Annotated in this window: 17 protein-coding genes; 6 read left to right on the top strand and 11 right to left on the bottom strand. The window is 46.2% G+C overall.

Features of this window, described 5'->3' with window-relative positions:
• Positions 1-93: 93 nt before the first annotated feature.
• From Q502_RS10750 to Q502_RS10740, 3 genes are all read left to right on the top strand, one after another.
• The gene (locus Q502_RS10750; RefSeq protein ID WP_099830870.1) at positions 94-1029 is read left to right on the top strand and encodes a carbohydrate kinase family protein; all 936 of its coding nucleotides are present in this window, start codon (positions 94-96) and stop codon (positions 1027-1029) included.
• Positions 1026-2474, top strand: a complete 1449-nt coding sequence (locus tag Q502_RS10745; protein WP_099830869.1) for a glycosyltransferase — start codon at positions 1026-1028, stop codon at positions 2472-2474. Before Q502_RS10750 ends, Q502_RS10745 begins: the two co-directional genes overlap by 4 nt.
• A 90-nt stretch (positions 2475-2564) precedes the next feature.
• Positions 2565-3731 (top strand): MalY/PatB family protein, encoded by a 1167-nt coding sequence (locus Q502_RS10740; RefSeq protein ID WP_099830868.1) that lies wholly within the window; start codon positions 2565-2567, stop codon positions 3729-3731.
• 295 nt (positions 3732-4026) lie between these two features.
• Here the strand turns inward: Q502_RS10740 and Q502_RS10735 are convergent, their stop codons facing one another.
• A complete protein-coding gene (locus Q502_RS10735; RefSeq protein WP_243392437.1) occupies positions 4027-4695 on the bottom strand; it encodes a class I SAM-dependent methyltransferase in 669 nt (222 codons plus the stop codon).
• A gap of 3056 nt (positions 4696-7751) precedes the next feature.
• On the opposite strand from Q502_RS10735, the gene Q502_RS10720 reads away from it, so the two are divergent.
• The 3 genes from Q502_RS10720 (at position 7752) to Q502_RS10710 (ending at position 11608) form a co-directional block, all read left to right on the top strand.
• Entirely contained in the window at positions 7752-8966 is a 1215-nt protein-coding gene (locus tag Q502_RS10720) for a pyridoxal phosphate-dependent aminotransferase (protein WP_099828517.1), read from the top strand.
• 433 nt (positions 8967-9399) lie between these two features.
• Positions 9400-10023 carry an alpha/beta fold hydrolase gene (locus tag Q502_RS10715; protein ID WP_099828513.1) on the top strand — a complete coding sequence of 208 codons (624 nt, stop codon included), beginning with the start codon at positions 9400-9402 and terminating at the stop codon, positions 10021-10023.
• A 691-nt stretch (positions 10024-10714) separates the two neighbouring features.
• Positions 10715-11608 carry an EamA family transporter gene (locus tag Q502_RS10710; RefSeq protein WP_099828512.1) on the top strand — a complete coding sequence of 298 codons (894 nt, stop codon included), beginning with the start codon at positions 10715-10717 and terminating at the stop codon, positions 11606-11608.
• A 61-nt stretch (positions 11609-11669) separates the two neighbouring features.
• On the opposite strand, the gene Q502_RS10705 is transcribed toward Q502_RS10710, so the two are convergent.
• The 10 genes from Q502_RS10705 to xylB form a co-directional block, all read right to left on the bottom strand.
• Positions 11670-12635: an ABC transporter ATP-binding protein gene (locus Q502_RS10705; RefSeq protein WP_099828511.1), complete on the bottom strand. Its 966-nt coding sequence runs from the start codon at positions 12633-12635 to the stop codon at positions 11670-11672.
• Positions 12628-13620 carry an ABC transporter ATP-binding protein gene (locus Q502_RS10700; RefSeq protein ID WP_099828510.1) on the bottom strand — a complete coding sequence of 331 codons (993 nt, stop codon included), beginning with the start codon at positions 13618-13620 and terminating at the stop codon, positions 12628-12630. Before Q502_RS10700 ends, Q502_RS10705 begins: the two co-directional genes overlap by 8 nt.
• A gap of 4 nt (positions 13621-13624) precedes the next feature.
• A complete protein-coding gene (gene nikC, locus Q502_RS10695) occupies positions 13625-14497 on the bottom strand; it encodes a nickel transporter permease (protein ID WP_099828509.1) in 873 nt (290 codons plus the stop codon).
• A gap of 5 nt (positions 14498-14502) precedes the next feature.
• Positions 14503-15513 (bottom strand): ABC transporter permease, encoded by a 1011-nt coding sequence (locus tag Q502_RS10690; RefSeq protein ID WP_099828508.1) that lies wholly within the window; start codon positions 15511-15513, stop codon positions 14503-14505.
• 75 nt (positions 15514-15588) lie between these two features.
• A complete protein-coding gene (locus Q502_RS10685) occupies positions 15589-17160 on the bottom strand; it encodes an ABC transporter substrate-binding protein (RefSeq protein WP_099828507.1) in 1572 nt (523 codons plus the stop codon).
• Between the two features lie 40 nt (positions 17161-17200).
• Complete coding sequence (locus Q502_RS10680; protein WP_099828506.1) at positions 17201-18235, bottom strand: L-Ala-D/L-Glu epimerase; 1035 nt, start codon at positions 18233-18235, stop codon at positions 17201-17203.
• 796 nt (positions 18236-19031) lie between these two features.
• On the bottom strand, positions 19032-19760 hold the full coding sequence (locus Q502_RS10670) for a GntR family transcriptional regulator (RefSeq protein ID WP_099828505.1): 729 nt from the start codon (positions 19758-19760) through the stop codon (positions 19032-19034).
• A gap of 11 nt (positions 19761-19771) precedes the next feature.
• Positions 19772-20893 (bottom strand): exo-beta-N-acetylmuramidase NamZ domain-containing protein, encoded by a 1122-nt coding sequence (locus Q502_RS10665; RefSeq protein WP_099828504.1) that lies wholly within the window; start codon positions 20891-20893, stop codon positions 19772-19774.
• Between the two features lie 181 nt (positions 20894-21074).
• The gene (locus tag Q502_RS10660; RefSeq protein WP_099828503.1) at positions 21075-21719 is read right to left on the bottom strand and encodes a class II aldolase/adducin family protein; all 645 of its coding nucleotides are present in this window, start codon (positions 21717-21719) and stop codon (positions 21075-21077) included.
• Positions 21712-23223: a xylulokinase gene (xylB, locus tag Q502_RS10655; RefSeq protein WP_165775310.1), complete on the bottom strand. Its 1512-nt coding sequence runs from the start codon at positions 23221-23223 to the stop codon at positions 21712-21714. Before xylB ends, Q502_RS10660 begins: the two co-directional genes overlap by 8 nt.
• Between the last annotated feature and the right edge of the window lie 351 nt (positions 23224-23574).

Here is a 23574-nt window from a genome sequence, read left to right as displayed (position 1 = left end):
AGATCTCCATAACCAATGTTTTAGCAGATCCTGGCTCAGTTATTGGAAATCGTTCCTGCAATGATAGACTTATCATTAGAAGGAGGCATTAAATTGTCGCGAATTGCCGTTGTTGGTGAACTGCTTATTGACCTGATATCAAGCAGTTTTGTGAGAGATCTTGGCGAAGCTACTTCTTTCAAAAGATACTTTGCCGGTTCTCCAGGAAACCTTGCTGTAAATCTTCATGATCTAGGTGTTGACGCTACTCTTCTCTCCAGAGTAGGCGATGATTCCTTTGGAAGAGCTTATCTTAAACACCTCGCTTCGCGAGGAATAAATATCTCTTATGTTCAGAGAGACGTGGAAGCACATACTTCAATCGTATTCGTTTCGAAGTCACAATCATCCCCACAGTTCATAGCTTTTAGAGGTGCGGATTGTTTTCTTGAAGAACCGGTGGATATCGTGAGTTTTCTCAAAGATGTGGAATTCATTCATTTCACATCTTGGCCATTCTCATGTGAGCAGTCGCGGCTGGCATGCATGAAGCTGGTGAGAAAGGCATTGGAAGCGGGAATAAAGATAACATTTGATCCCAACTACAGAAGGGTTCTCTGGGATCGAGAGGATGATGGTTCGGAATTCATAAAGGAATTCCTGAAGTACGCATTCATTGTAAAACCTTCTGAAGATGATGCCTTACATATCTTCGGTACCGGAGATCCTCATGAATACATTGATAAGTTTCATAATGCCGGCGCCTCAAATGTCGTCCTGACTTTGGGCCACAAAGGATCTGTGATTTCTGACGGTCACAAAACTGAAACACTCTCTCCATGCGCAAGAAGAGTAGTGGACACCACCGGTGCGGGAGATGCTTTTTGGTCCGGTATCCTATATGGCCTCCTTCAAGGGAAGGATATCTTTGAATCGGCCGCTTATGGGAACTATTGTGCCGCCTTTAGAATCGAACATGAGGGAAAGGATGTAATTCTGCCTTCTATAGACGCTTTGAAGGCCATTTTCGAGGCAGGTGATGACTTGTGAGAGTGGCATTTATAAATCCCCAGGGAAACTTCGATAAGAATGACAGCTACTGGACAACGCATCCGGACTTTGGAGGTCAGCTGGTCTATGTGAAGGAAGTTGCATCGGCTATGTCAGAAATGGGAATCAACTGTGACATAATAACGAGAAGGGTTATCGACGACAAATGGCCTGAGTTTGCCGAGGAATTCGATTCCTATCGAGGAAAAGATAGCCTCAGAATCATAAGAATCCCTTTTGGTCCAGAAGGCTTCTTGAGCAAGGAGAGACTTTGGCCTTTCTTGGGGGAGTTCTCAAGACGAATTAGAGAATTTTATTCGTCGGAAAGAACTTTACCGAATTTCGTTACTACTCATTATGGGGACGGAGGTTTGACGGGAGCTATGCTATTCAAAGACACAGGAATCCCTTACTCTTTCACAGCCCACTCCCTTGGGGCTCAAAAACTCGACAAACTACTGCAGACTGGAGCTGATCGTGCAGAGATAGAATCGAGATTCAACTTTTCCTTCCGAATAGCGGCTGAACGCATTTCGATGAAGTATTCGGCAGTCAACTTTGTTTCCACTTCTATGGAGAGGTTCCAGCAGTACAGTCACAGACTCTATCGAGACTTTTCAGAAGTGGGCAACGATTCAAAATACTCCGTTGTTCCCCCGGGAGTCAACACAGACATCTTCGCTGCAAGTCCTACTGAACTTGACACAATCATTGAAAAGAGATACAAAGAGGCGGTAGAGAGATTCTCTAAACCGTCCAGACTCCAACTCCCGATGATCATCATTTCTAGCAGATTGGAACAGAAGAAGAATCACATGGGAGTAGTAAGGGCCTTTTCTAGCGATGGCAAACTGAACATTTCCTGCAACCTTATTATTGTTACTCGGGGTCTGAATAATCCCTATGATGAGTACAAATCTCTTCAAGAACCTGACCGAACTGTTCTGGGCGAGATTATTGATCACATTTTCAAGAATAATCTCGAAGAGAGAGTCCTCTTTATGAACATAGAGAATCAGTTGGAGCTTTCAGCTCTATACAGAATAGGGGCAAAGAGAAGATCTGTTTTTGCCCTTACTTCCCTGTATGAACCGTTCGGACTTGCCCCAATCGAGGCTATGGCCTGCGGTCTACCGGCTGTTGCAACATCTAACGGAGGCCCTACAGAGAGCATGAGAGAAAACAATGTTGAATACGGAGTTCTGGTGGACCCTCTTGAAACGGATGATATCGCCAGAGGGTTGAAAAGGGTCCTTTTCACCAGTGAAGATTTCTGGAATGAATTGAGCTCGAGAGGTATTGACCGTGTTACTGAGAAATACACATGGCGTTCTACTGCGGAAGGTTATCTTAACCAGATCAAAGAGAAAATCAGGTCTGAATATCCAGAGCCTGAAATCCCGGACTATCTTTACTCTGGTGATGACATCCCCTTCATTGAGTAATCTGCCTGTATAACAATTGGCATTCCGGGGAGCTCTGCCGAAGAACCCGCAGTAGCCGGCTAACAATTTCGTGGATGACGGAGGGAAGATGTGAAGTACAACTTTGACAGAGTTATCGAAAGAAGAGGAACGAATTGCATAAAATGGGACCACGCCAACCTTTTCTTTGGGCGGAATGATTTGCTACCTATGTGGGTTGCCGACATGGACTTTGAGTCACCTCCCGAAGTTATTGAAGCGATAGTTGCCAGAGCTAGACACGGCATCTATGGTTATACTGCGAGATCAGACGGATATTACGAATCGATTGTAAGATGGCTCAATAAGAGACATGGATGGAAAATCGAAAAGGAATGGATTTCACATGCACCGGGAGTAGTAGCGGCAGTTCACATAGCGGTGATGGCGTTTTCCCATCCAGGTGACAAAGTGATTGTCCAAACTCCAGTCTACTATCCTTTCTTCAAAGCGATTACAGAGACAGGACGCCAGATGGTTCGGAACCCTTTGAAAGAATCCGGTTTACATTACACAATGGATTTTGATGATCTTGAGAAGAAGATCGATTCAAGAACGAAGATTCTTATTCTCTGTAGTCCTCACAACCCGGTTGGAAGAGTATGGAAGGAAGATGAGCTTTCTAGACTCACTGATATTTGTTTCAGGAAAAACGTGCTAATAGTATCAGACGAGATCCATTCAGACCTGGTTTTTGGCAACTGCAAACATATTCCAACCGCGGCGATTTCTGAAAGTTCATCATCTATCACGTTGACTTGTTTGGCGCCAAGCAAGACCTTTAATCTCGCAGGGCTTTCATCTGCAGCAGTGATCTCTTCAAACAGAAGACTTCTCGACGAATACTCAAACATGCTGAACTCTTTGGGCTTAGGGATGTCGAATGTTTTCGGTACAGTTGCTCTCGAAACAGCTTACAACCATGGAGAAAAATGGTTGGAAGAGCTGCTGAAGTACATAAATGCCAACTTTGAGTACATGAGAGACTTCTTGAAAACCAACTACTCAGAAGTGAGAGTCACTGAGCTTGAAGGTACTTATCTCGCATGGGTCGATTTTAGAGCAACGGGTATGAGCGTTGAAGAACTTAGAAGTTTTCTCTACGAAAAGGCAAAAGTCGGGTTTGAGGATGGTTCAGTATTCGGTATCGAAGGAGAAGGATTCATGAGAGTAAATCTCGCATGCCCCAGAGCTATACTTGAAGAAGCGATGAAGAGATTGATGGAAGCCAGGAAGTGATCCAAAAGTCAAACTACTTCGAAACTTCGTAACTTACTCCGACAGAGAGAAAAGAAATACATAGAGACTTAAGAAACGGTCACGTCGAGTTAATTGACATATTGCTTGTTTCAACTAGAATAATCCAAGAACTAGAACCTAATGCAGAACTTAAAAACACCAGCTTTGCTGTTCGACACGACACGATTAAACAGATGCAGATATTCTAACCCCACCCCTGTTCGGAAATTCCCAAATCGCAAACAGACCCTCAAAGAGAGGGTCTGTTTATTGTTGTATAAATGTCCTCGGCCACTTATCTGTTTAACTTGAACGAGGTGTATCGTCTGTTATCGGTAAACACTATGTTGAGACCGACAATCTCAGAAACTCTCTTCATTGTATCTAAGGTATAGAAAGATATGTGACTCATATCCCTCATGTAGTACCATTCTATGAATTCCTGTCTGTCCTCAGGATGGAAGAGCGTCATCACTGATAGAACTCCATCATCTTCTAGACAGTCGGAAAGCATTTTGAAATACGCAATGGGTTCATCTAGGTGTTCAAAGACTTCTGTTGAGGTTATGAGGTTGTACTTTTTCCCCAGAAAGACCTTCTCTGGCGAGAAGTAGTAATCGTATATCTCCATATTGAATCCATAATCCCTTTCAAGTATCTTTGCAAGAACCGGTGTCGGACCACTCCCAAAATCAAGCCCTCTTCTTCCTTCAGATAGAAAATCGGTGACTGCGGTATCGATGAAGTCTCTGAAATAGGCAACGTATCTCGGATCGTCAATGCTGTTGTTGTGTCTTCTATAGATCTTTAATTCATCTTCCGGAGAGATCCGATCTGCCTCGTGTTTCGAGATGAAACCGCAGTTATCACAGCAATTGTAACCCACCCCGAATTTGCGGTGAACAATTCTTTCGGTTTTCGAGCCGCATATTAGGCAGTTAACAGCCTTCCTTTCATCAATCAAAATTGCCTCCTTCAGTTCTTTTAGATTATACATCTGGCGTCCAGTCGAGTTGTTTAGTGAAGGCAAACGAGTACACCATTTGGGTTATTATGAGATTCTATGATGCAGTAACTAGAATTTATGCACAGTGAAGTTGATCATTTCCAACAATCTTGCAGTACTTGGAAACAATCATTTGTCATTGAAGTGCATATTTCTCCAAAGAGCATACGAAAGATGGTGACATTCACTATTTTTCTTTATTACAGAGCAAATTATGGAATTGAGTTGAAAATTAGTTATTGTAAGTGAAGATTCTTTTAGTTGACGCCTTGACTTTTTATGTTTTGTTGTGATATATTATGAATGTAGAACCTGAGATTAATAAAAAGGGGTGTAGATATGAGAAAAGTTAAGGATCCAGCTTCCATTGAAAGAGCCGTTCAGAAGTTCAAGGAAAAGGTTGCCAAGGAGTCTTTCCCACAGTATCTATGAAGGAGGTAAGAAAGATGAAAGGAAGAGAAAGGAAGATTCATTACAAGGAAAGAGAGTTCTACCCGGAGATCGTTGAAGATTCACTGAGAGCTAGACCGATTAACGTTAGGTAAGAGAGAAGGAGGAGAGTAGATGAGATTTAAAGAGAAGAGAAACTTGAAGGCAATAGACAGATTGATCGAGAGTGAAAGAGACAGCGTTTACAGCAATCTATTATTCAGTCCAAGATTCTAAGAAGAGGAGGGATGAAGATGAAAAGGAGAAGCATGAAGGAAGTAGACAGGATGATTTCTAAGGTAAGAGAGAGTGCGTTCAGTTCTTTGATGACACGTCCAAGGTTTTAACTCCGTGGAGAAGGAGGTGAGATCATTAGAGAGAAAAGAAGAGAGAATTTGGCAGATGTGGATAGGTATTTAGAGAAGGTAAAGACCGATGCTCTGAAGAGATACATGACCTCCATCCACAGCTGAGAAGAAGGCGAGGCGTGTAAATTGAGAAAATCCATTACAATACTCCATACCAAATAACTGAAGATCCGTTCCATAACTTTCTAAAGGGTCTTCAGTTTTTTGTGTAAGACTCTGTGGAAAGAGATGGAAGAAATGAAGGCGTAAAACACACCACTCACCTTCGGTGGTCATTTAAACTTGTTTGGTAAAGAGCCATGGTAGTGAACGTTACGGGAAAAGGCGGGACAGCGATCCCGTCAGGTGAGTACCAGAGGAGACAAATACAAGTGAACCACCGTGAACGTGTCGTAAGAACTACTAGTGTCATCTAAACCGGGGGGTGGAACTATCCCGGGATAAGTCTGGAGGAAACCTGCTTACTGTCCAGATGGTGACCGGCATATAGGTGGCGTGACCCTGGTACAGGCTTCGATTAGGAACTTGGGAACCTGGATCTGGATGTTAAGGGAAAAGCCGCAAGTGGAAGACCCACGAGGGTGAAAGTACCGATGCCAGATTCAGGGGCGGAACAGTCCGTAGTAGTGATGAAGCTCCTGTAATGGGAGTGGAGCGAAGGGACTGTGTTATCCAGTTTTGTAGGTTAGTCAACCAACTCTGTGCAGACAACCGAAAGGGAGGAACTGTGAACAGAGACAAGGAAGGAGCAAACAGACAAGATGAGGTCGTATGAAATCCCCTTTGTACATTGGGCGAAGATCCGCTGTAAGCTTAAGAACAAAGACCCGCTGAACGCTGTGAAGAGCCGTCCTTAGTCCTTCGTCCCAGATCATGGACCCGTCCTTGGCGTTGGGAAGAGCCTGAGGTCAGAGGCAAGAGGTCGGAAGAGCAGATCTGGAATCCCCAGTCTTTTCCTACTTCACGTCATCTGGCATGATTCTGGCCAAGATCTCGATCCATCGCGAGAGAGGACATAAGATCAAGATAATCAAGAGCCTGACACAGCATATCTTGTTAAGGGAGGAAGAGCATCATATGATTTCTCACCAACTCTCTGACTTATGGAAATAATGAGCTCGAGAGGGGATTAAAGAACCCTTCAAGGCTTTTGGAGATCTCAGATCGTTACTTGGCCTCTTTGCTTTCCCCTTCTCTCTATTCTTTGGATAAATGGTTGAATTAAGAAGAACAGACCCTCGCTCTGGAAAAACAGGTTTTTTCCCTCAGCGACCAGAGAACCATTCAACGGCCAACCGATCTCGCCTTGCTCTTCCGATTCCCAACCTCGTCTCTCGTTTTCCCTGCAACTGCTCTTCACAGCGCCCAGCATGTTCTCTCAAGCGTTCAACGCCTCCTTCGCCCGAGAAGTCGGAACTGACCTGTGTTAGCAGACTGGCTCCTGAAGTTCCGCTGTACGCTTAAAAACAAGAACCCGCTGATCGCTGCTGAAGAATCGTTGAACCAATAAAAGCTTCCCCACGAAGCACGCATTGCGACCTGAACCGTTCTTGCCCAGCCCTGCGTCTGATGTTTTATTCCAGCATCACTTCTACTCTTGTTGATTTCGGAGGACGGTGGACCGATGACGGTCAACATTGTGCTCAGCAGCGTTCAGCGAAAAGCGGCTCTTTCCCCGCGAAGCGGGGCTTGGGTCCACTGATGCTCTTCAGTGCATTACGTCCCACCGAAGGTGGCATCACTTCCGCTGATGCTTTTCGGCGCATAACTTCCCCGGACGTTTTTCCGGGCATCACTTCCTGAGCAGCATCACTTCCTCGCGCTGCGAGCTTCACTTCCTGCCGGAGGCAGCATTGCGACCTGGGTTGTTCTTCCCAGCCTTGCGTCTTATTCCACTCTTTCCAACCCAAACCCGCTATCCACGACAACGGCTTTCCGCAGTTTCGATTTCATTTACTAAATGATAAAATGAGGGCATTCTTGGTTTTCTTCAGGATTAGTATGCATTCTTATTGAGGAGAGCTTCGATAAATGTAGCCGCAGATTTCCGCCAGAAGAGAAGTGTCATAGCAAAAGAAATCCGAACTTGCTTGTACTGTTGGTTCTTTATTGAAGAGGATCTTGAGTGATTTCTATAAATGGGCAGATCGTTGAAGCATCGGGCGTCTGTGAGTGAACCGAGTGTGGAACGATATCATATGGAAGGACGATGTGATGATGGATCAGTTAATAGGAAAGTTTTCAATGCTTGGTGTAGATAACGCTCCTGGACAGGAGACTCTTCAAGATGGCGAGGGGCTTCGACTGATAGGAGAGAAGATTACCGGAAGACCGGTTGATTTTTCTCATGGGGATGTCAATGCGTTTGAACCGATCCCGGGGTCATTAGATGCATTTGTAGAAGGCGTTCACTTGGGCGGTGAGCAAGCGTATACTGAGTACAAAGGAAGAGGCAACATACGAGAATGGTTGTCTGAAAAGCTTTCTGCTTTCACCAACACTACAATTTCTCCAGATACGCAACTCATTATTACACCGGGAACCCAGGGGGCGCTTTTTCTGGCAATGGGATCGTCAATTGGCCGTGGAGATAAGGTTGCAATAGTTGAGCCCGACTATTTCGCCAACAGAAAACTGGTGCAATTCTTCGATGGAGAAGTCATTCCAGTTGCATTGGATTTTCTGGAATCTGGTAGACGAGCCGGTTTGAATTTAGCCGAGCTTGAAGATGCTTTCAAAACTGGTGTTAGGGTCTTCTTGTTCTCCAATCCTAATAACCCGACCGGTGTCATTTATTCGTATGATGAGATTCGATCTATCGCTTTCCTTGCAAAGAAATATGATGTATCAGTTATCGCAGATCAACTGTATGCAAGACAGATATTCGATGGCAGAGTGTATACACATCTGTGTGCCCAAGACACGAAACCCGTCAGTCTAATCACAATCATCGGTCCATCCAAAACAGAGTCTTTAAGCGGCTATCGTTTGGGAGTTGCTTTTGGCTCCAAAAACATCATTGCACGAATGGAAAAACTACAGGCAATAGTCTCTCTGCGGGCCGGAGGATATTCTCAAGCGGTACTTACATCGTGGTTCAACGAACCAGAGGGATGGATGGAAGATCGAATAAGTGCACATCAAAGGATTCGAGATGATCTGGTGGCACTGCTTCACGGCGTGGAAGGTGTCAAAGTCAGAAAAACAGAAGCCGGTAGTTATCTTTTTGTGAGAATTCCCGAGTTGAGAGTCACCATGAGAGAGTTTGTGAAAATCCTAAGATTTCAAGCCGATGTTACGGTGACAATCGGAACGGAATTTGGCCCTCAGTTTACCAATAGTTTTCGGATCAATTTCTCTCAAGATCATCACTTTGCAGTGGAGGCAATTAAACGAACGGTACAGCTCATTGAAAGATACCGGAGAGAATAATGAGCGGTATTTGTTTAGCCAAGCTTCTCCCGGTTGCTCAGTAATGGTTATCGTTTGACGTCAAATCTGGATAAAGACAAGAAACAACCAGAGAATAGACTGATCTGGATTTGAAAATCGATCCCAATACGGCCAAGTTCAGTACATCTATGAGCTAGATTAGATATAGGCCGCTGTAAGCGACCCGGATGCGATCTCGATGACCCAGATAGTTGACCCATCGATGACACTTGAAAGTGTAGGCGACGAGACTGGGTAAGGTATTGAAAGGTTGCTTTCCCGATAGCTATAGACAGATACACTGCAAACAATCGAGTTCCGGGATTCATTCTTTGTGTGAAGCGTGGGAAGCGCACGATTCTGTCGAAGGAAAGAGATTGCAGTTATAGTTCCTGGAGTATAATCTGTTGTTTATTTGTACGGGGGGATTGAGATGAAAAACTCAGTTCTTGCCGTAATTGCTCTTCTATCGGCATCGCTTTTCGCTCAAGACGTTCCTGAATTGTATTCCGCTCCGGTTAAGAAAGTGCAGGTCGGCGATAAAAGAATGGCATACAAGGTCTTTGGAAAAGGTTCTCCTCTGTTGATGATCGCAGGATATGGTTCGCCCCTCGAGAGCTGGGATTCGTATGTTGTTTCTGCACTCTCAAAAGAGTTCACCGTTATAGTATTCGATAACAGAGGGATCGGAAGATCGACAACTTCTAATGCAACTCCTTCAATAGAGCCGTTTGCAAAAGATGCAGCCGATCTTGTCAGAACCATCGGTTCTGAAAAGGTCAGTGTGATGGGTTGGTCTATGGGAGGGTATATCGCGCAGGAGTTCGCTCTAAAATATCCCGAGTTGACAGGTAAACTCATCCTTCTCTCGACAAGCTGCGGAGGATCCGAGTCGATACCTCCTTCGGATGAGGAGATCTCTATGCTCCAGAACATGGGCGATCCTGAGGTGCTTTTGAAGGTTCTCTTCCTCACCGACTGGACCCTGGCTCATCTGGAGGTCGCTGCGAGATTTACGGGCTCCTCCAGTCAGGAAGAGAGTGGAGAGCAAAGATGAATTTCTGATCAGTACACTGCCGCTGGCAGCTGGAGCGGAACCTTCGAGAGACTGAAGTCGATCGAGTCAGAAACGATCATAATAACGGGAACGGACGATATTATTGTTCCCGCAAAGAACTCTCTGATCCTCGCAGAAGCGATAGAAAACTCATGTCTCGTGAGACTTAGTAACGGAGGGCACGGAGCTATCTATCAGTTTCCGGAAAAGATCGCCGGTCAGTTGATTGCTTTTCTGAAGTAGTACGACCGTTCGCTGATTCCCATAGTTCGATTAAACAGTGGCCGGCTTGCTCTCTTCCATCAGAAGGCTGCATGGATGAATGCAGTTCAACTTCTCAGAAGACGGTTACAACTGCCAGGCTTATCAGAGAGCTTCTCCTGTTGAAGGTTTATGTGTGTTGCCTTGTCCTTCAGCCCCTGAGGCCAAAGATTAACGGATAATATGTGCCACTTAATTGTCTCTTTTCAGTGAGAACTCTCAGTATTCTGTCTATGAGAAGCACCTGCAGCCTTATCTTGATATCTAGGACCTCGGATCGTCCAGCTGGATCCAGGTATTTCCGTGAACAGAGCTGCGTGAATAGCCCCTTCTTTTCACAAAAGTTTCTAAGCCGTATTGTTTTTCATCTTTTGTTGTCGGATAATTCGATCATTACTCCGTGCTTTGTTCGGACGCATGAGGTTGAGCTTTGAAGAGAAGTGGAGATGGAATGGCCATACTTGCGTACGTTCTAGTGAGTTTCTTCTGGGGATCTACTTATCTGGCGATAAAGATCGGCGTTGAAGGCATGCCGCCTATGTTCTTTGCCGGAGTGAGATTTCTCATTGCGGGCTCTATTATGCTGGTCTTCTCTGTCGTCCGAGGATACTCCTTTCCTTCGAGCAAGTCGGAGCTTTCTAGACTTTGGCTGGTTGGTCTTTTCATGCTTCTTGGTGGAAATGGACTCGTCGTCTATGCCGAACAGTGGGTTGATTCAGGCGTTGCTTCTCTCATAATGGCTACCATCCCGATCTTTGCCGGGGTATTGGAGCACTTTTTCATAAGAACGACACGGTTGACTTTGAAGGCGCTTTCGGGACTTCTGCTGGGTTTTTTCGGTGTCTACTTTCTTCTGGTTCCGGCCGAACACGGTATTTCTATCGACATCCCAGGAATACTTATGCTTCTCTCTGCCAGCTTCCTCTGGTCTACTGGAACGGTACTGTCAAAAACCTTCAAGGGGAACAGTTCGATAGTATCAAATATCGGGATTCAGATGTTTGCAGGTGGTGTGGGGCTTATGTTTGTCTCGGGCATAACTGGTGAATTTTCAAGAGTTAGGTTCTCGATGAACTCGCTTCTGGCAATTGCTTATCTCGTTGTTTTCGGGTCCCTGATTGCCTACAGCAGTTATATATATCTTCTTCAGAAGTGGCCGGCCACGAAGGCGGGTACTTATGCTTATATAAATCCACTGGTTGCCGTCTCACTAGGAGCCATCTTCCTTGATGAAAAGATCAACTTCCTCATGATCCTGGCAATGGGTGCGATTCTTCTCGGGGTACTCATAGTTCAGAAGTCAAAGATAAAAGTTGTCGGGTAGCACGGTTCCCTGCACAAAAAAGGCATGTCTTGAGAGACATGCCTTAAATCAGTCTCAAGAACTAGAGAGGATAGTGACACCTCACATGATGATCGGGTCCTATCTCCTTGAGAGCGGGGGCCTCTTTAGCGCAGCGTTCGTCTGCGAAGGGGCATCTGTTGTGGAACCTACAGCCGGAAGGGGGATTGATCGAACTGGGTATCTCCCCTTTCAACAAACGCTTTTCCCTTACGAACTTCGGATCCGGGACAGGGTTGGAAGCCATTAACAGATCAGTGTATGGGTGAGAGGGATGTTTGAAGATCGTATTCTTGTCTCCCATCTCAACTACTTCTCCGACATACATAACGGCCACTCTATCGGCGATGTAATCCACAAGGGATAGATTGTGTGTTATGAACATATACGTCAGGTTTTCTTGAACCTTTATTTCCTTCATCATCTTCAGAACCATTGCCTGAACTGAGACATCCAGTGCCGATGTAGGTTCGTCAAGAACGATGAACTTCGGTTTGAGAACCATGGCTCTCGCAAATGCAATCCTCTGTCTTTGCCCACCAGAGAATTCATGTGCGTATCTGTACATGTGATCGTCTATCAACCCTACTTCTTTAAGAACGGCCGCAATCCTGTCTCGTATTTCGACGTCGGTGATCTTGAAATGAATCTTCATCCCTTCCCCAATTATGTTCTTTATAAGCTTTCTGGGATGAAGAGAATTGTATGGGTCCTGGAAAACGATCTGCATATTTCTTCTAACTTCGAGCAGGTCCCTGCCTTTGAGTCCAAGTATGTCCTTTCCTTCGAATTCTATTTCACCTGAAGTCGGTTCTATTAGTCTGAGAATGGTTCTTGCAAGAGTCGTCTTTCCCGAGCCAGACTCTCCGACCACGGCAAAGGTTGAGCCCGTTGGAATGTCCATATTCACGTCGTCTACTGCTCTAACAAAGAGCTTCTTCGAGAAGATCGACTTCTTCACCGGAAAGTAAGTCTTAAGTCCTCTTATTTTGATTAAGGTCTCAGGCATCTTCTCTCACCTCGCTCTTTCCTTCGAAGAGATAGCAGGCAACGTAATGATCGGGCTCGATCTCCACAAATGGTGGTCTTTCCACTTTGCAGATATCCATCGAGTGCGGACATCTCGGGTGGAATCGGCAACCGGAAGGAGGGTTCACCAGATCGGGAACAGTTCCCTTTATTGCCTTGAGTTCATCTGTTCTTCCTACTCTCGGTACCGCCTGAAGCAGACCACCCGTGTAAGGATGTAACGGCTTTTCGAACAGTCTGGCAGTAGATGCATATTCGACCGAGTTTCCGGCGTACATTACAAGTACTTTGTCACAGAATTCCGCAACGACTCCCATATCGTGTGTAATCAACATGACGGCGTTCCCCATCTTTCTAGCCAGTTCGTCGAGCAACTCAAGAATCTGAGCTTGAATGGTAACATCCAGAGCAGATGTTGGTTCATCGGCTATTAACAGTTTTGGATGACTTGCAAGTCCCATGCCAATCATTACTCTCTGAGACATTCCACCGCTGAGTTCGTGTGGATAGCTGTTCATAACTCTTTCGGGATCAAGCCCGACAAGGCGTAGTATCTCTTTGACCTCGGGGTAGGTGTGCTTGATCTTGAGTTTCTTGGATTTCGCTATTGACTCACCGATCTGATAGCCTACCTTCATTACCGGGTTCAGCGATGAACGTGGTTCCTGGAATATCATAGACATTTCGGCGCCTCTTACCCGATTCATCTTCTCTTCGGTGAGTTCGACGAGATTCGTGCCATTGAAAATCACTTTTCCTTCCTGAATCTCACCGGGCTGTTCTATCAATCGCATTACTGCCAGAGATGTAACTGACTTCCCGCAACCGGTCTCCCCGACGACTCCCAGTCTCTCACCGGAATCCATCCAGAGGTCGACACCATTGAGTGCCTGGACGACTCCCCTGTATGTGTAGAAAGATACCTTCAGGTTGGATACGTCCAGTAGTTTTCCTTTCAGCTCCATAAGATTACCTCCTCAACCTTGGATCGAGCATGTCTCTTATTCCGTCACCGAGGAGGTTGAATCCCAGGACGACAAACGCGATGAATATTCCAGGGAAGGTGGATATCCACCACTGGTCTATCAGGTAATTCCTGCCGTCGGAAACCATGGCTCCCCATTCAGGCGTCGGGGGCTGAACTCCTAATCCGAGAAAGCCGAGACTTGCTGCGGTGAGGATTATCGTTCCCATCCTTAGGGTCAGCTGAACTAGAACGGGAGAGATGCACATCGGTAGAACGTGAAGGAACATTATCCTGAGATTGCCACCACCTGCCGCACGTATAGCTTCAATGTATGGCTGTGATTTGACTTTTGTTGCTTCTGCCCTTGATAGCCTCGCATAAGTTGTCCAAGTGACAACAGATATGGCAATTATCGTGTTTGTCAGATTTGGCCCCAACATAGCCGCAAAGGCCATGGCGAGCACCAGACTTGGAAAGGCTAGGAACATGTCGGTTATCCTCATGAGAACTTCGTCAACAATCCCTCCAAAGTAGCCTGCCGTGACACCCACTATGATACCGATCGATCCGCTGATCACCGAAACCAGGAATATGATCCACAGAGCGATTCTCGATCCGATAATTACCCTGCTGAAGATGTCCCTACCGAACTGATCTGTTCCGAAGAGATGCTGCCAGCTGGGAGCCTGGAGCTTGTTCTGTAGATTTTGCTGGACCGGATCGAATGGCGCGATCAGAGGCGCGAAGGCGGCCATGAGCAGGAATATCAGGATTATCGCCGATCCGATCATCGTGAGGCGGCTCTTTCTCCAGAGAAAGACTGTATGCTTTAAATCATCCATGAATGGTTTAGATACTTTTACTGTCTTTTCCATCTAGATCACATCCTCATCCTTGGATCGAGAAGAGCGTAGAGAATATCTACAATGAGATTCGCAATCGAGTAAATAAGTGCTATATACAAAGTACCACCCATTATTGCAGGATAGTCAAGGAAGAGCATTCCGGTGGTAATGTATCTTCCGAGACCTGGCCAAGAAAAGACCGTTTCTGTAAGAACGGCTCCCTCCAACAAGCCTCCAAAGACGAGCCCGATTATCGTAACGGTTGGTATCAGAGAATTCCTCAGCGCGTGGCGATAAATTACGACGTTCTTTCTCAAACCCTTTGATTTTGCAGTTCTTATGTAGTCCTGTCGCAGTACGTCGAGCATACTGGCTCTCGTAATCCTTGCGATGGATGCCGTAGCGTTATAGCCTAGAACAAAAGCAGGAAGAAGAATGTGCATCAAGGCTTCCTTGAAAGTGTCCCACTGACCGGCGATAATCGAGTCTATCAGGTACATTCCCGTAACTCTCGGAGGTGGGTTGGTAAAAAAGCCCAGCCTTCCGCTTCCGGGAAGCCATCCCAGCTTGAAGTAGAAGACAAGCAGAAGAAGAAGTCCTATCCAGAATACCGGCATAGAGACACCCAGTATCGAAAAGACTCTCGAAAACTGGTCTATAGCTTTGTTACGGTGAACGGCCGACAATATTCCAAGAGTAATACCTAAAAAGATAGAGATGATTATCGCAACTAAGGCAAGCTCCATCGTGGCAGGGAAGTAGTTCATTATATCTTTCATGACGGGATTCGAGGTCTTCAAAGAAACGCCGAAATCACCTCTAACCGCGCCGGTAATGAAGTTGACAAATCTAATTGCAAGTGGTTGGTCATATCCAAGCTTCGCCTTCAATCTATCAACGGCCTCAGGCGGTGCGTTTCCCCCGAGAATAGCCCCAACCGGGTCGGCGGGTATTACATTTGCTATAAAGAAGACAATACAGGCGACACCGAAAAGCACTATGACCATCAAGAATAGTCTTCTGAGTAAGAATTGTCCGAAGTTCATAGAATTACCCCCGCATCAATATCTGATTTTTCAGAAAGAATACGCCCCGTTCAAGAGAACGGGGCGGGGGACACATTACTTAGAAACCTTTGTGAAGTCGAACAGCATTCCGTAGCCGAAAGCCGCTTCTTCAAAGTTCTTGACTTCTTTGCGAATTCCCCAGAACTCTACAGTCTGGTATAGCATCGCAAAAGGCCCATTATGGAACCAGTATTCTGTAAGATCCTTGTAAATTTGTTCACGCTTGTCTGGATTGGGTTCTATCTGACCCCATTCACAAAGTGTCGCTGCATAATCGTCGAACCATGCATTTCTCCACGCTAGCTGTTTTGCCCTGTAGTTTGCATGAGCCATTGCAAGGTTGTCCGGATCGGGATAGTCATTGCCCCAGCCGGCAATGATCATCTGATGACCCTGTGCACGATACTTGGCGTACATCTGAGAAGACTGCATTATTACTATATTGGCCTTTATTCCTGAAAGCGCCAGGTCTGCCTGGATCTTCTCGGCCTCTGCCTTTCTCGTGTCAGTATTGCTGGTCAGAAGCTCAACTTCGAATCCATCAGGGTATCCTGCTTCGGCGAGAAGAGCCTTAGCTTTTTCGATATCCTGGTAGAATGGGTTTTCTTCCACATAGCCGAAGTAGCCCTTGTTTATGAACCCCTGTACTAGGAGAGCGTTATTGAGCATAATGTCTTCGACGATCTCTTCGTAATTGATCGAGAACCTTACGGCTTCTCTTACCTTAGGGTTCGCAAGGGGTCCCCAGGTAGCATTCATCGCGAGATACTCGTTTGAATGTCCCGGAACCTTGACTTCAACTATGTCGGGATTTCTCTTGGCCTCTTCAAGCAGCTGTGGCGTAAGATCCCAGGCAACATCGATGTCTCCTCTTTCAAGAAGAAGTCTCTGGTTAGATGCTTCGGGGATGTCTCTAATCATGATTCTCTTCAGAGGGGGCTGTTCGCCGTAGTAATTCGGATTGGCTTCAAGAAGGATAACGTTGTTTCTCTCCCACTGAACGAGAACGTATGGGCCTGCACCAGCGGAGTGATCTGTAAGCCATGCGCCACCAAGGTCTCCATCTACTTCGTGTTCAAGGACTACGTCTTTGTTGACGATACCTGTGAACATGTTGGATAGAATCCCAAGTGTGATGTTTTCTGCATAAGGAGCGTTCAAGGTTATGGACACAGTGTAATCGTCGATCTGCTTTATCTTCTCGTCCACGTTGTCCTTGTTTATGCCGAAGATATCGACCAAGAACCACGCAGAAACAGACTCGAGAACAACTGGTCTCTTCAGAGAGAAGAGAACATCCTCGGCTGTTAGGGCATCACCGTTGGAGAATTTGACTCCCTTCCTGATATTAAAGGTGTAGGTAAGTCCGTCATCGGAAATCTCCCAGCTCTCGGCAATGTCTGGGACTGGAACGATGACGCCGTCAATTGCCTCTAGCTTGACTAATTGAGCATAGATGGCAGCGACGATTTTGTTCGGAAAGACCTCATAGGCAACGGCAGGATCCATGGTAATAAAAATACCGGTGTTTGCGCCTATTACAAGAGTGTCTTTTGGAGTTGCAGCAAATCCCATGGCTGCAACAAGAAGTACCATTAGTGAAATCAATATGAAGCTTCGCTTCATTCTTGCACCTCCTTTTCCCACGTACAGGGTGATGACAAAATTAGAACAAAATAGGATACTGTCTATCTTTCTCCTGTCTGAATCCGACAGGATCGACATTCTTAAGCAATAAATGAGAATCCAAATCGTGATACGTGAATGCGCCGGTTCCAGCAGCGAAATGGACGCTTTGAGAGACTCCTACACCAGACTCGCTCATGCAGCCGATCATAAGACCTATACCCGCGCTGTTACACATCTCTACAATCGCAAGAGCGTCTGAGAGTCCCGACTTCATGAGTTTGATATTCACGTAATCAACTGCGCCTTCCTTTATGAGTCTCATAACGTCATACTTCGTCTTTGCGCTTTCATCTGCGCCAACAGGATACATGGAGCCCTGCCTGATTATTTTCAGCCCTTCGAAATCTTCGGCAGGCACCGGTTGTTCGAATATCCCCACGGGCACATCGTTTCTGTACATTGCATCTATGAATCTCAAAGCTTCTTTGGGTGTATAGCCTGTGTTTGCATCTATCACATACCTGACACCCTTGATCACATCGTTGACTGCCAGTACCCTGGCAATGTCGCTCTTAACATCTTCGCCGACCTTCATCTTGATAACTTTATGCCCCGCTTCGAAGATCTCCTTAGCGTCATGGACCGTCTCTTCCAGACTGCCTATGCTGACCGTCTTGTCGGTCTCGACGTAATCCTTCATTCCGCCAAGAATCTGATAGACAGGTGTAGAGATCAATCTGGAAAAGGCGTGAAGAGTGGCAAACTGAATGGCAGCTTTCAAACTTGGCGCCGTTCTAGAATATGAATCGAGCTTTGCGAAAATCCTTCTGTAGTCTCGAACATCGAGATCCTTTATCATCTCGAGAATTTCTTTCTGGAGCTGAAAAATGGCGGCTCCGCTCTCTCCATTAACTCTGAAAGACGAAGAAGATTCGCCCAGACCGATCGTTCCGTCCGACAGAACTAATTCAACTTCAATATTTACTTTGGAGCTGGAGACATTGTTTGCAATGTGAAAAGGTTTTACGAAGTCCCATTTCTTTTCGGTGAAACGCAGGTCCTTGATCCTCATCCTTTCCTCCCCAAATATGAAAGTACTATCCACTACCAAAAAGTATAGAAAACATCTATACAATAATACCTTAAATCACTACTTCATCAAAATGGATTGATAGACTCGGCTTTCTAATAATTAGTTATATCATACTTCGGGTAACGTCTGCAAAACATCAAATCAAGGCTTTTGTGATTTACTCAATAATGCTGCACCATACGCTTCCATCTATGTCATGATATTTGACGGCTAACCTAGCGCGGTTAGTTCAGAAGAACAAGAAAGAGCGTTGTCGTGGCAAAACAATCGCATAGACGAGACGCATTGCCGCCTTCGGCAGGAAGTGAGGCTCGCTGGCGCGAGGAAGTGATGCTGGAGTAAAACATCAGACGCAGGGCTGGGCAAGAACGGCCCAGGTCGCAATGCCCGGAGAAGCATCCGGGGACCCAAGCCCCGCTTCGTGGGGAAAGAACCGCTTTTCGCTGAGCGCTGAACGCTCGGAAGACCAAAATCCGTTTGCCACAAAAAGTTGATGGGGGAACTTAATCTCACAGCGATCAGCGGGTTCTCCGCTTTTAAGCGTGCAGCGGCCTTTTCGGTGAACGGGTCCATGATCTTGAACGGTCAACGGTGAACCGTATTTCACAGCGATCAGCGGGTTCAAGTTCTTAAGCGCGCAGCGGATCTTCGGGGCAGGGCTGCTCACTACATCCCTTCGCGACATCCTGCTTCAGGCCAGGATATCGTGCTTTTCGGAGCCTTGCGTCTTATTCCACTCCAACCCCCAACCGGTGTTACCCGTAACCTCGGTCATCTATATCCTTCTTACTATTTTAAACTTGCTTTTGTCTGCTCTGTACAATGAGATAACATACTCGATGCAGATATCACTCTTTGTGTACGTGAATCTCTTTCTCATTATTGCGCAGTCATCCAGTTCCTGACGAAGAAAACGGGCTTCTTCTTTCTTTAGCCTTGTGAGTTCCATTTCTTCTTCTGCATAAGAGATATTGATTCCGTACTCCTTTCTTAGGATTCCGTACAGAGACTCCTTTTCCATGTCTCTCTGTGTAATATTGAGCAAACGGATATCCGCTCCCACATTTAGATATGCTTCTTCAATTGCGTAGGGTTCTCCTTCGAGAAATCTAACTCTTTTCAGGAGCACGACCATTGCGTCTGCTGGGATATCGAAGAGCTCTACTGCATCTGCTGGGACTCTGACTAGTCTGTTCTCCAAAACTACAGACCGGGTCTCACTGCCGCGCTTTCTAGCCTCATCCGTGAATCCTGTGAGTATGGCAAGCTGCTCTTCGCGCTTAGATCCTGTGACGAAGGTCCCCTTCCCCTTAAGCCTTTCGATGAACCCCTCTCTTCTTAGCTCATCCATTGCTCTCCTGACAGTAAGTCTGCTTATGCTGTACTGTTGGCAAAGCTCCTTTTCCGTGGGAAGCTTATCGCCCTTCTGATACTTTCCGGAATTGAGGGATTCCTTCAAGTCAACGTACAACTTGTAGTATAGTGGAATCGGCGTTTCACCCATGATGGCCCCCTTCAATCACGATAATTCAGTTCACCGGGATAGAGGAGACAATCCTCAGCGAACTCTATGAACTCCATCCCTGACTGTTTCCATTGGCTGTAGTCAAGCTTTCCGGTTCTAATCTTCTGTGCGCTATTCGCAATGCCGATAAGATCATCTGAGCGGTCCATTATCTCAAATTGTTCATATTTTAGCAAATAATCCATCATCTTCAAAGTTATCACAAAGAAGTTGTCGTCATTTCTCGGAAAGAACTCTACCCCGCTGCAGCTGGCATTTGCGTACTTCCGGTAGAAGGGCATGAATTCACGGCTTCGTAATCTGAGATCGGGAAACTCTCTCTTCAGAAATGCTGCGAAATCCGATCCATTGATCCACGGAGCGCCTATCAAGATAAAGGGCTTGAATGTGCCGCGGCCTTCAGAGACGTTTGTGGTTTCAAAGAAGCAGGTTCCCGCGTAACCTAGAAGAGATTCGTAGGTCGGCACATTTGGTGAAGGCACATTCCACAAAAGAGACGTGGCATCGTAAGTTTCGCCGTTCCAACCTTCAAGCTTCACGACTTGCAGGTCGAGATCGAGTTTCATGAGCTTCTTGAAATATTGGGCAAGCTCTCCTGCCGTAAGTCCGTACTGGAGGGGCAGTCTATAGCCACCAACAAAGGTCTGCAACTCGTCATCTATTCTGCTTCCGAAGACCCCTCTGCCCAGCGGGTTCGGCCTGTCAAAAATTACGTACTGAATTCCGGCTTCCGCCGCTGATTCCATTGTATAGGCGAGAGTATAGATGAATGTGTAGAATCTCAGGCCAACATCCTGAATGTCGTATACGACTACATCAAGCCCTTCGAGATCTTCCTGCAAAGGTTTGCGCTTATCCCCGTATAGACTTACCACAGGAATGCCGTATTTTGGATGGAGATCGTCGTTTACATGCGCCCCGTCGGCTACTCCTCCAAGTCCGTGTTCAGGGGTGAAGATCTTTTTCACATTGAGTTTGCTTTCGAACATGAGGTCAATTCCCCACTTCAGATCTGAGTCAACGAATGAGTAGTTCGTGACGAGACCGATCGCCTTGTTTCTTAGATCTTTGAAACCTCTTTTCCGCAAGACATCTATTCCCAGCGAAACCATACTATAACCCCCTCCAGGTAATGTATACTTATCAATCACAATCATGCCATATTGTCATATCATTTTCCCACTCGTGGAGAGTCTTTGACAAGTATCGGTTGGAATTGACAACGGAAAAGAAAAGAGCCGACATCGGTCGGCTCTTAGCGGTTGGTCGATCGGTGGTAAGGGTTTTTAGGATTCATTTCTGTCCGTAGTGATTCTTTACGAAGTCCTGCATCTTAAGACACTCCTCGTGAGAAATTACCTGAGGAGTTCCTATGATTGTTGCCATGATAATCGTTTTTGCCGACTTCTCAAGTACCTCGGCCACCTTGAAAGCATCGCTCAGGTTGCTACCAACGCAGACTGCTCCGTGGTTCGCGAGAAGCACTGCATTACTGTTTCCGAGAGCCTCCACAACGTTAATGGCCAATTCCTCAGTCCCGGGAAGCGCATACTTTGCACACTTGACGCCTTCTCCGATTATCTGTACGAGTTCCTCCGAAACTGCGGGCACATCTTTTCTTGCTATGGCGAATGCCGTTGAGTACTGAGGATGAGTGTGAATCACCGCCCCAACATCTGACCGGTGTTTGTAGATCATCCTGTGCAGCGCATGCTCTATACTTGGCTTTCGCTTGCTGTCAATAGTATTGCCTTCCATATCTGCCATCACAATATCATCGATCTTCAAGCAGCCATAGCTCATCCCGCTCGGAGTTATTAGGAAGGTTTCATCATTCACTTTAACGCTTATGTTTCCCCATGTTCCAACAGTCATACCCCGATCTTCCATTTTCTTACAGGCATCCAGCACCAGTCCTGCAAATTCATCTTTATTCATCCGCATACGCCTCCAATTCTGCCATCATTGAACGTGTTCTATCGTAGATTCTCTTGTATATACCAAATAAGTTGTCGTATTTTTCTGCTCTAGCGGGATCGGGATCGACCCTCTCGACACGCCTTATGAGATGGGCCGCCTCCAGGGGGTCGCGTATCTCCTTTGTTGCAAGAAGGGCGAGTATTAGGTTTCCTATAGAGCCTGTGTCCTGGGTCTCGAGCGTCATGACTTTCTTTCCATAGACATCGGATTGGATCCTTCTCCAAACAGGGCTCTTGCTTCCTCCGCCCATGACATTCACGCTGTCGAAACTCACACCCAGCTCTTCAACGACCTTCATGCAATCCTTTATTGAAAAGGAGACCCCTTCCATGATTGCCCGAACCATGTGGGCTTTGGAATGCTTGATTGTAAGTCCGAAGAAAACACCGCGAGCCTTTGAGTCCCAGAGAGGCGTTCTCTCTCCCATAAGATAGGGGAGGAAGACCAGCCCCTCGGATCCGAGAGAAACCTTTTCGGCCATCGAAGAGTATTCGTCGAAGACTTCGTTGCTTCTTTCTTTGTCGAATGTGTTTCTGAACCACGTTAAGCTGGAAGCGGCGGTTTGAGTTATTCCAAGAATGTCCCAGTAGCCTTCCAGGGGATAGCTCCAGCACATAACTCTCTTTTTTGGGTCGATAACGGGTGTAGATGTACATGCCGCCACAACTCCGGCAGTGCCAACTATGCAGGATACCTCGCCTTCGCCGAGAAGGCCGGAGCCTAATTCGGCCACAGAGTGGTCTGAGCCTCCGTTGACAACTGGAGTTCCTTCCAGCAGACCAGTTTCCTTCCCTGCCCTTTCGGTTATGTGGCCCATTATTCTTGCCGAAGGCATTACATCGGAAAGAAGATGGCCGTCCAAGCCTATCAGGTCAAGGGCTTCGGGGCTCCATTTGTTGGTTCTTATGTCGAAAACTGCTGTCCCGGACGCGTCGGATGGATCAGTGATTTTGTTGCCGGTCAGCAGGTACTTTATGTAATCCTTGGCGATCATTATCGACTTCGTTTTCGCGAAGACTTGTGGTCTGTGTTTTTTCACCCAGCAAATCTGCGGTGCTGCATATGTAGTCGTTGGAAAGTTCCATGTGAGTTCGAAGAGCCTATCTGCCCTTCCATCTTTGTTCCATTGCTCTATTATTTCGCTGCTTCTCTGATCGAGCCAGGTAATCGAAGGGCCTATAGGATTATCTTCAGAGTCGAGATAGACGTGAGTGTGCATCTGACCGCAGATCGAAATCGCATTTACAAGTTTGGGAAGGCAGGCGTCATGAGACTTGAGCTCCTTTATACAATCGATAATCCCCTTCCACCAGAGCGCAGGGTCCTGCTCGGCCTGTCCCGGTAGTTCAGAAATTATAGGATACTCGGCATAAGCAGATCGCTGAATCTCACCACTCATGGAGACAAGAGTGACTTTGACTCCCATTGTTCCCAGATCGATGGACAGAATCCCTTCCTTCATTACTGCCTCCTGATATTCCATCTGCACTTGTGGACAACACTTTTGCTGATTAACAGTGTGAGTAAAGTGTATCAACAAAGTGATTACTTCATATCGCCTACACTTATTAAGCTTACCAAAAAGATTCAAGCAATGTGAAATCGGATTAGAGACAAGTAACGGGAGACTCTTGCGATTACAACTGCTCTGGGTCAAAAACGTGCGTCAATCGCTATTCCACAAAGGGCTTTAGAAGGGACTTGAGTTACAGGAGTTCGGACTCTCTAATCATCATAAAACTCATTATTCTTCTCAAAGAGGAACCACGGCCGATATCATACAAGAATCGAGACTATCAAAGCTTAAATGTCA

Origin of the sequence: Mesotoga sp. Brook.08.YT.4.2.5.2. (genome assembly GCF_003351125.1) — a bacterium.
GTDB lineage: Bacteria > Thermotogota > Thermotogae > Petrotogales > Kosmotogaceae > Mesotoga.
Note: the sequence above shows the minus strand (reverse complement) of the source record. Positions and strands in the feature narration are given on the sequence as shown.

Excerpts from the sequence above, each read along its gene's own strand:
- Q502_RS10715 (WP_099828513.1), top strand. The coding sequence starts at position 9,400 with ATGAAAAACTCAGTTCTTGCCGTAATTGCTCTTCTATCGGCATCGCTT.
- Q502_RS10685 (WP_099828507.1), bottom strand. The coding sequence starts at position 17,160 with ATGAAGCGAAGCTTCATATTGATTTCACTAATGGTACTTCTTGTTGCA.
- Q502_RS10660 (WP_099828503.1), bottom strand. The coding sequence starts at position 21,719 with ATGAATAAAGATGAATTTGCAGGACTGGTGCTGGATGCCTGTAAGAAA.
- Q502_RS10690 (WP_099828508.1), bottom strand. The coding sequence starts at position 15,513 with ATGAACTTCGGACAATTCTTACTCAGAAGACTATTCTTGATGGTCATA.
- Q502_RS10700 (WP_099828510.1), bottom strand. The coding sequence starts at position 13,620 with ATGGAGCTGAAAGGAAAACTACTGGACGTATCCAACCTGAAGGTATCT.
- xylB (WP_165775310.1), bottom strand. The coding sequence starts at position 23,223 with ATGAAGGAAGGGATTCTGTCCATCGATCTGGGAACAATGGGAGTCAAA.
- nikC (WP_099828509.1), bottom strand. The coding sequence starts at position 14,497 with ATGGAAAAGACAGTAAAAGTATCTAAACCATTCATGGATGATTTAAAG.
- Q502_RS10670 (WP_099828505.1), bottom strand. The coding sequence starts at position 19,760 with ATGGGTGAAACGCCGATTCCACTATACTACAAGTTGTACGTTGACTTG.
- Q502_RS10720 (WP_099828517.1), top strand. The coding sequence starts at position 7,752 with ATGGATCAGTTAATAGGAAAGTTTTCAATGCTTGGTGTAGATAACGCT.
- Q502_RS10665 (WP_099828504.1), bottom strand. The coding sequence starts at position 20,893 with ATGGTTTCGCTGGGAATAGATGTCTTGCGGAAAAGAGGTTTCAAAGAT.
- Q502_RS10680 (WP_099828506.1), bottom strand. The coding sequence starts at position 18,235 with ATGAGGATCAAGGACCTGCGTTTCACCGAAAAGAAATGGGACTTCGTA.
- Q502_RS10705 (WP_099828511.1), bottom strand. The coding sequence starts at position 12,635 with ATGCCTGAGACCTTAATCAAAATAAGAGGACTTAAGACTTACTTTCCG.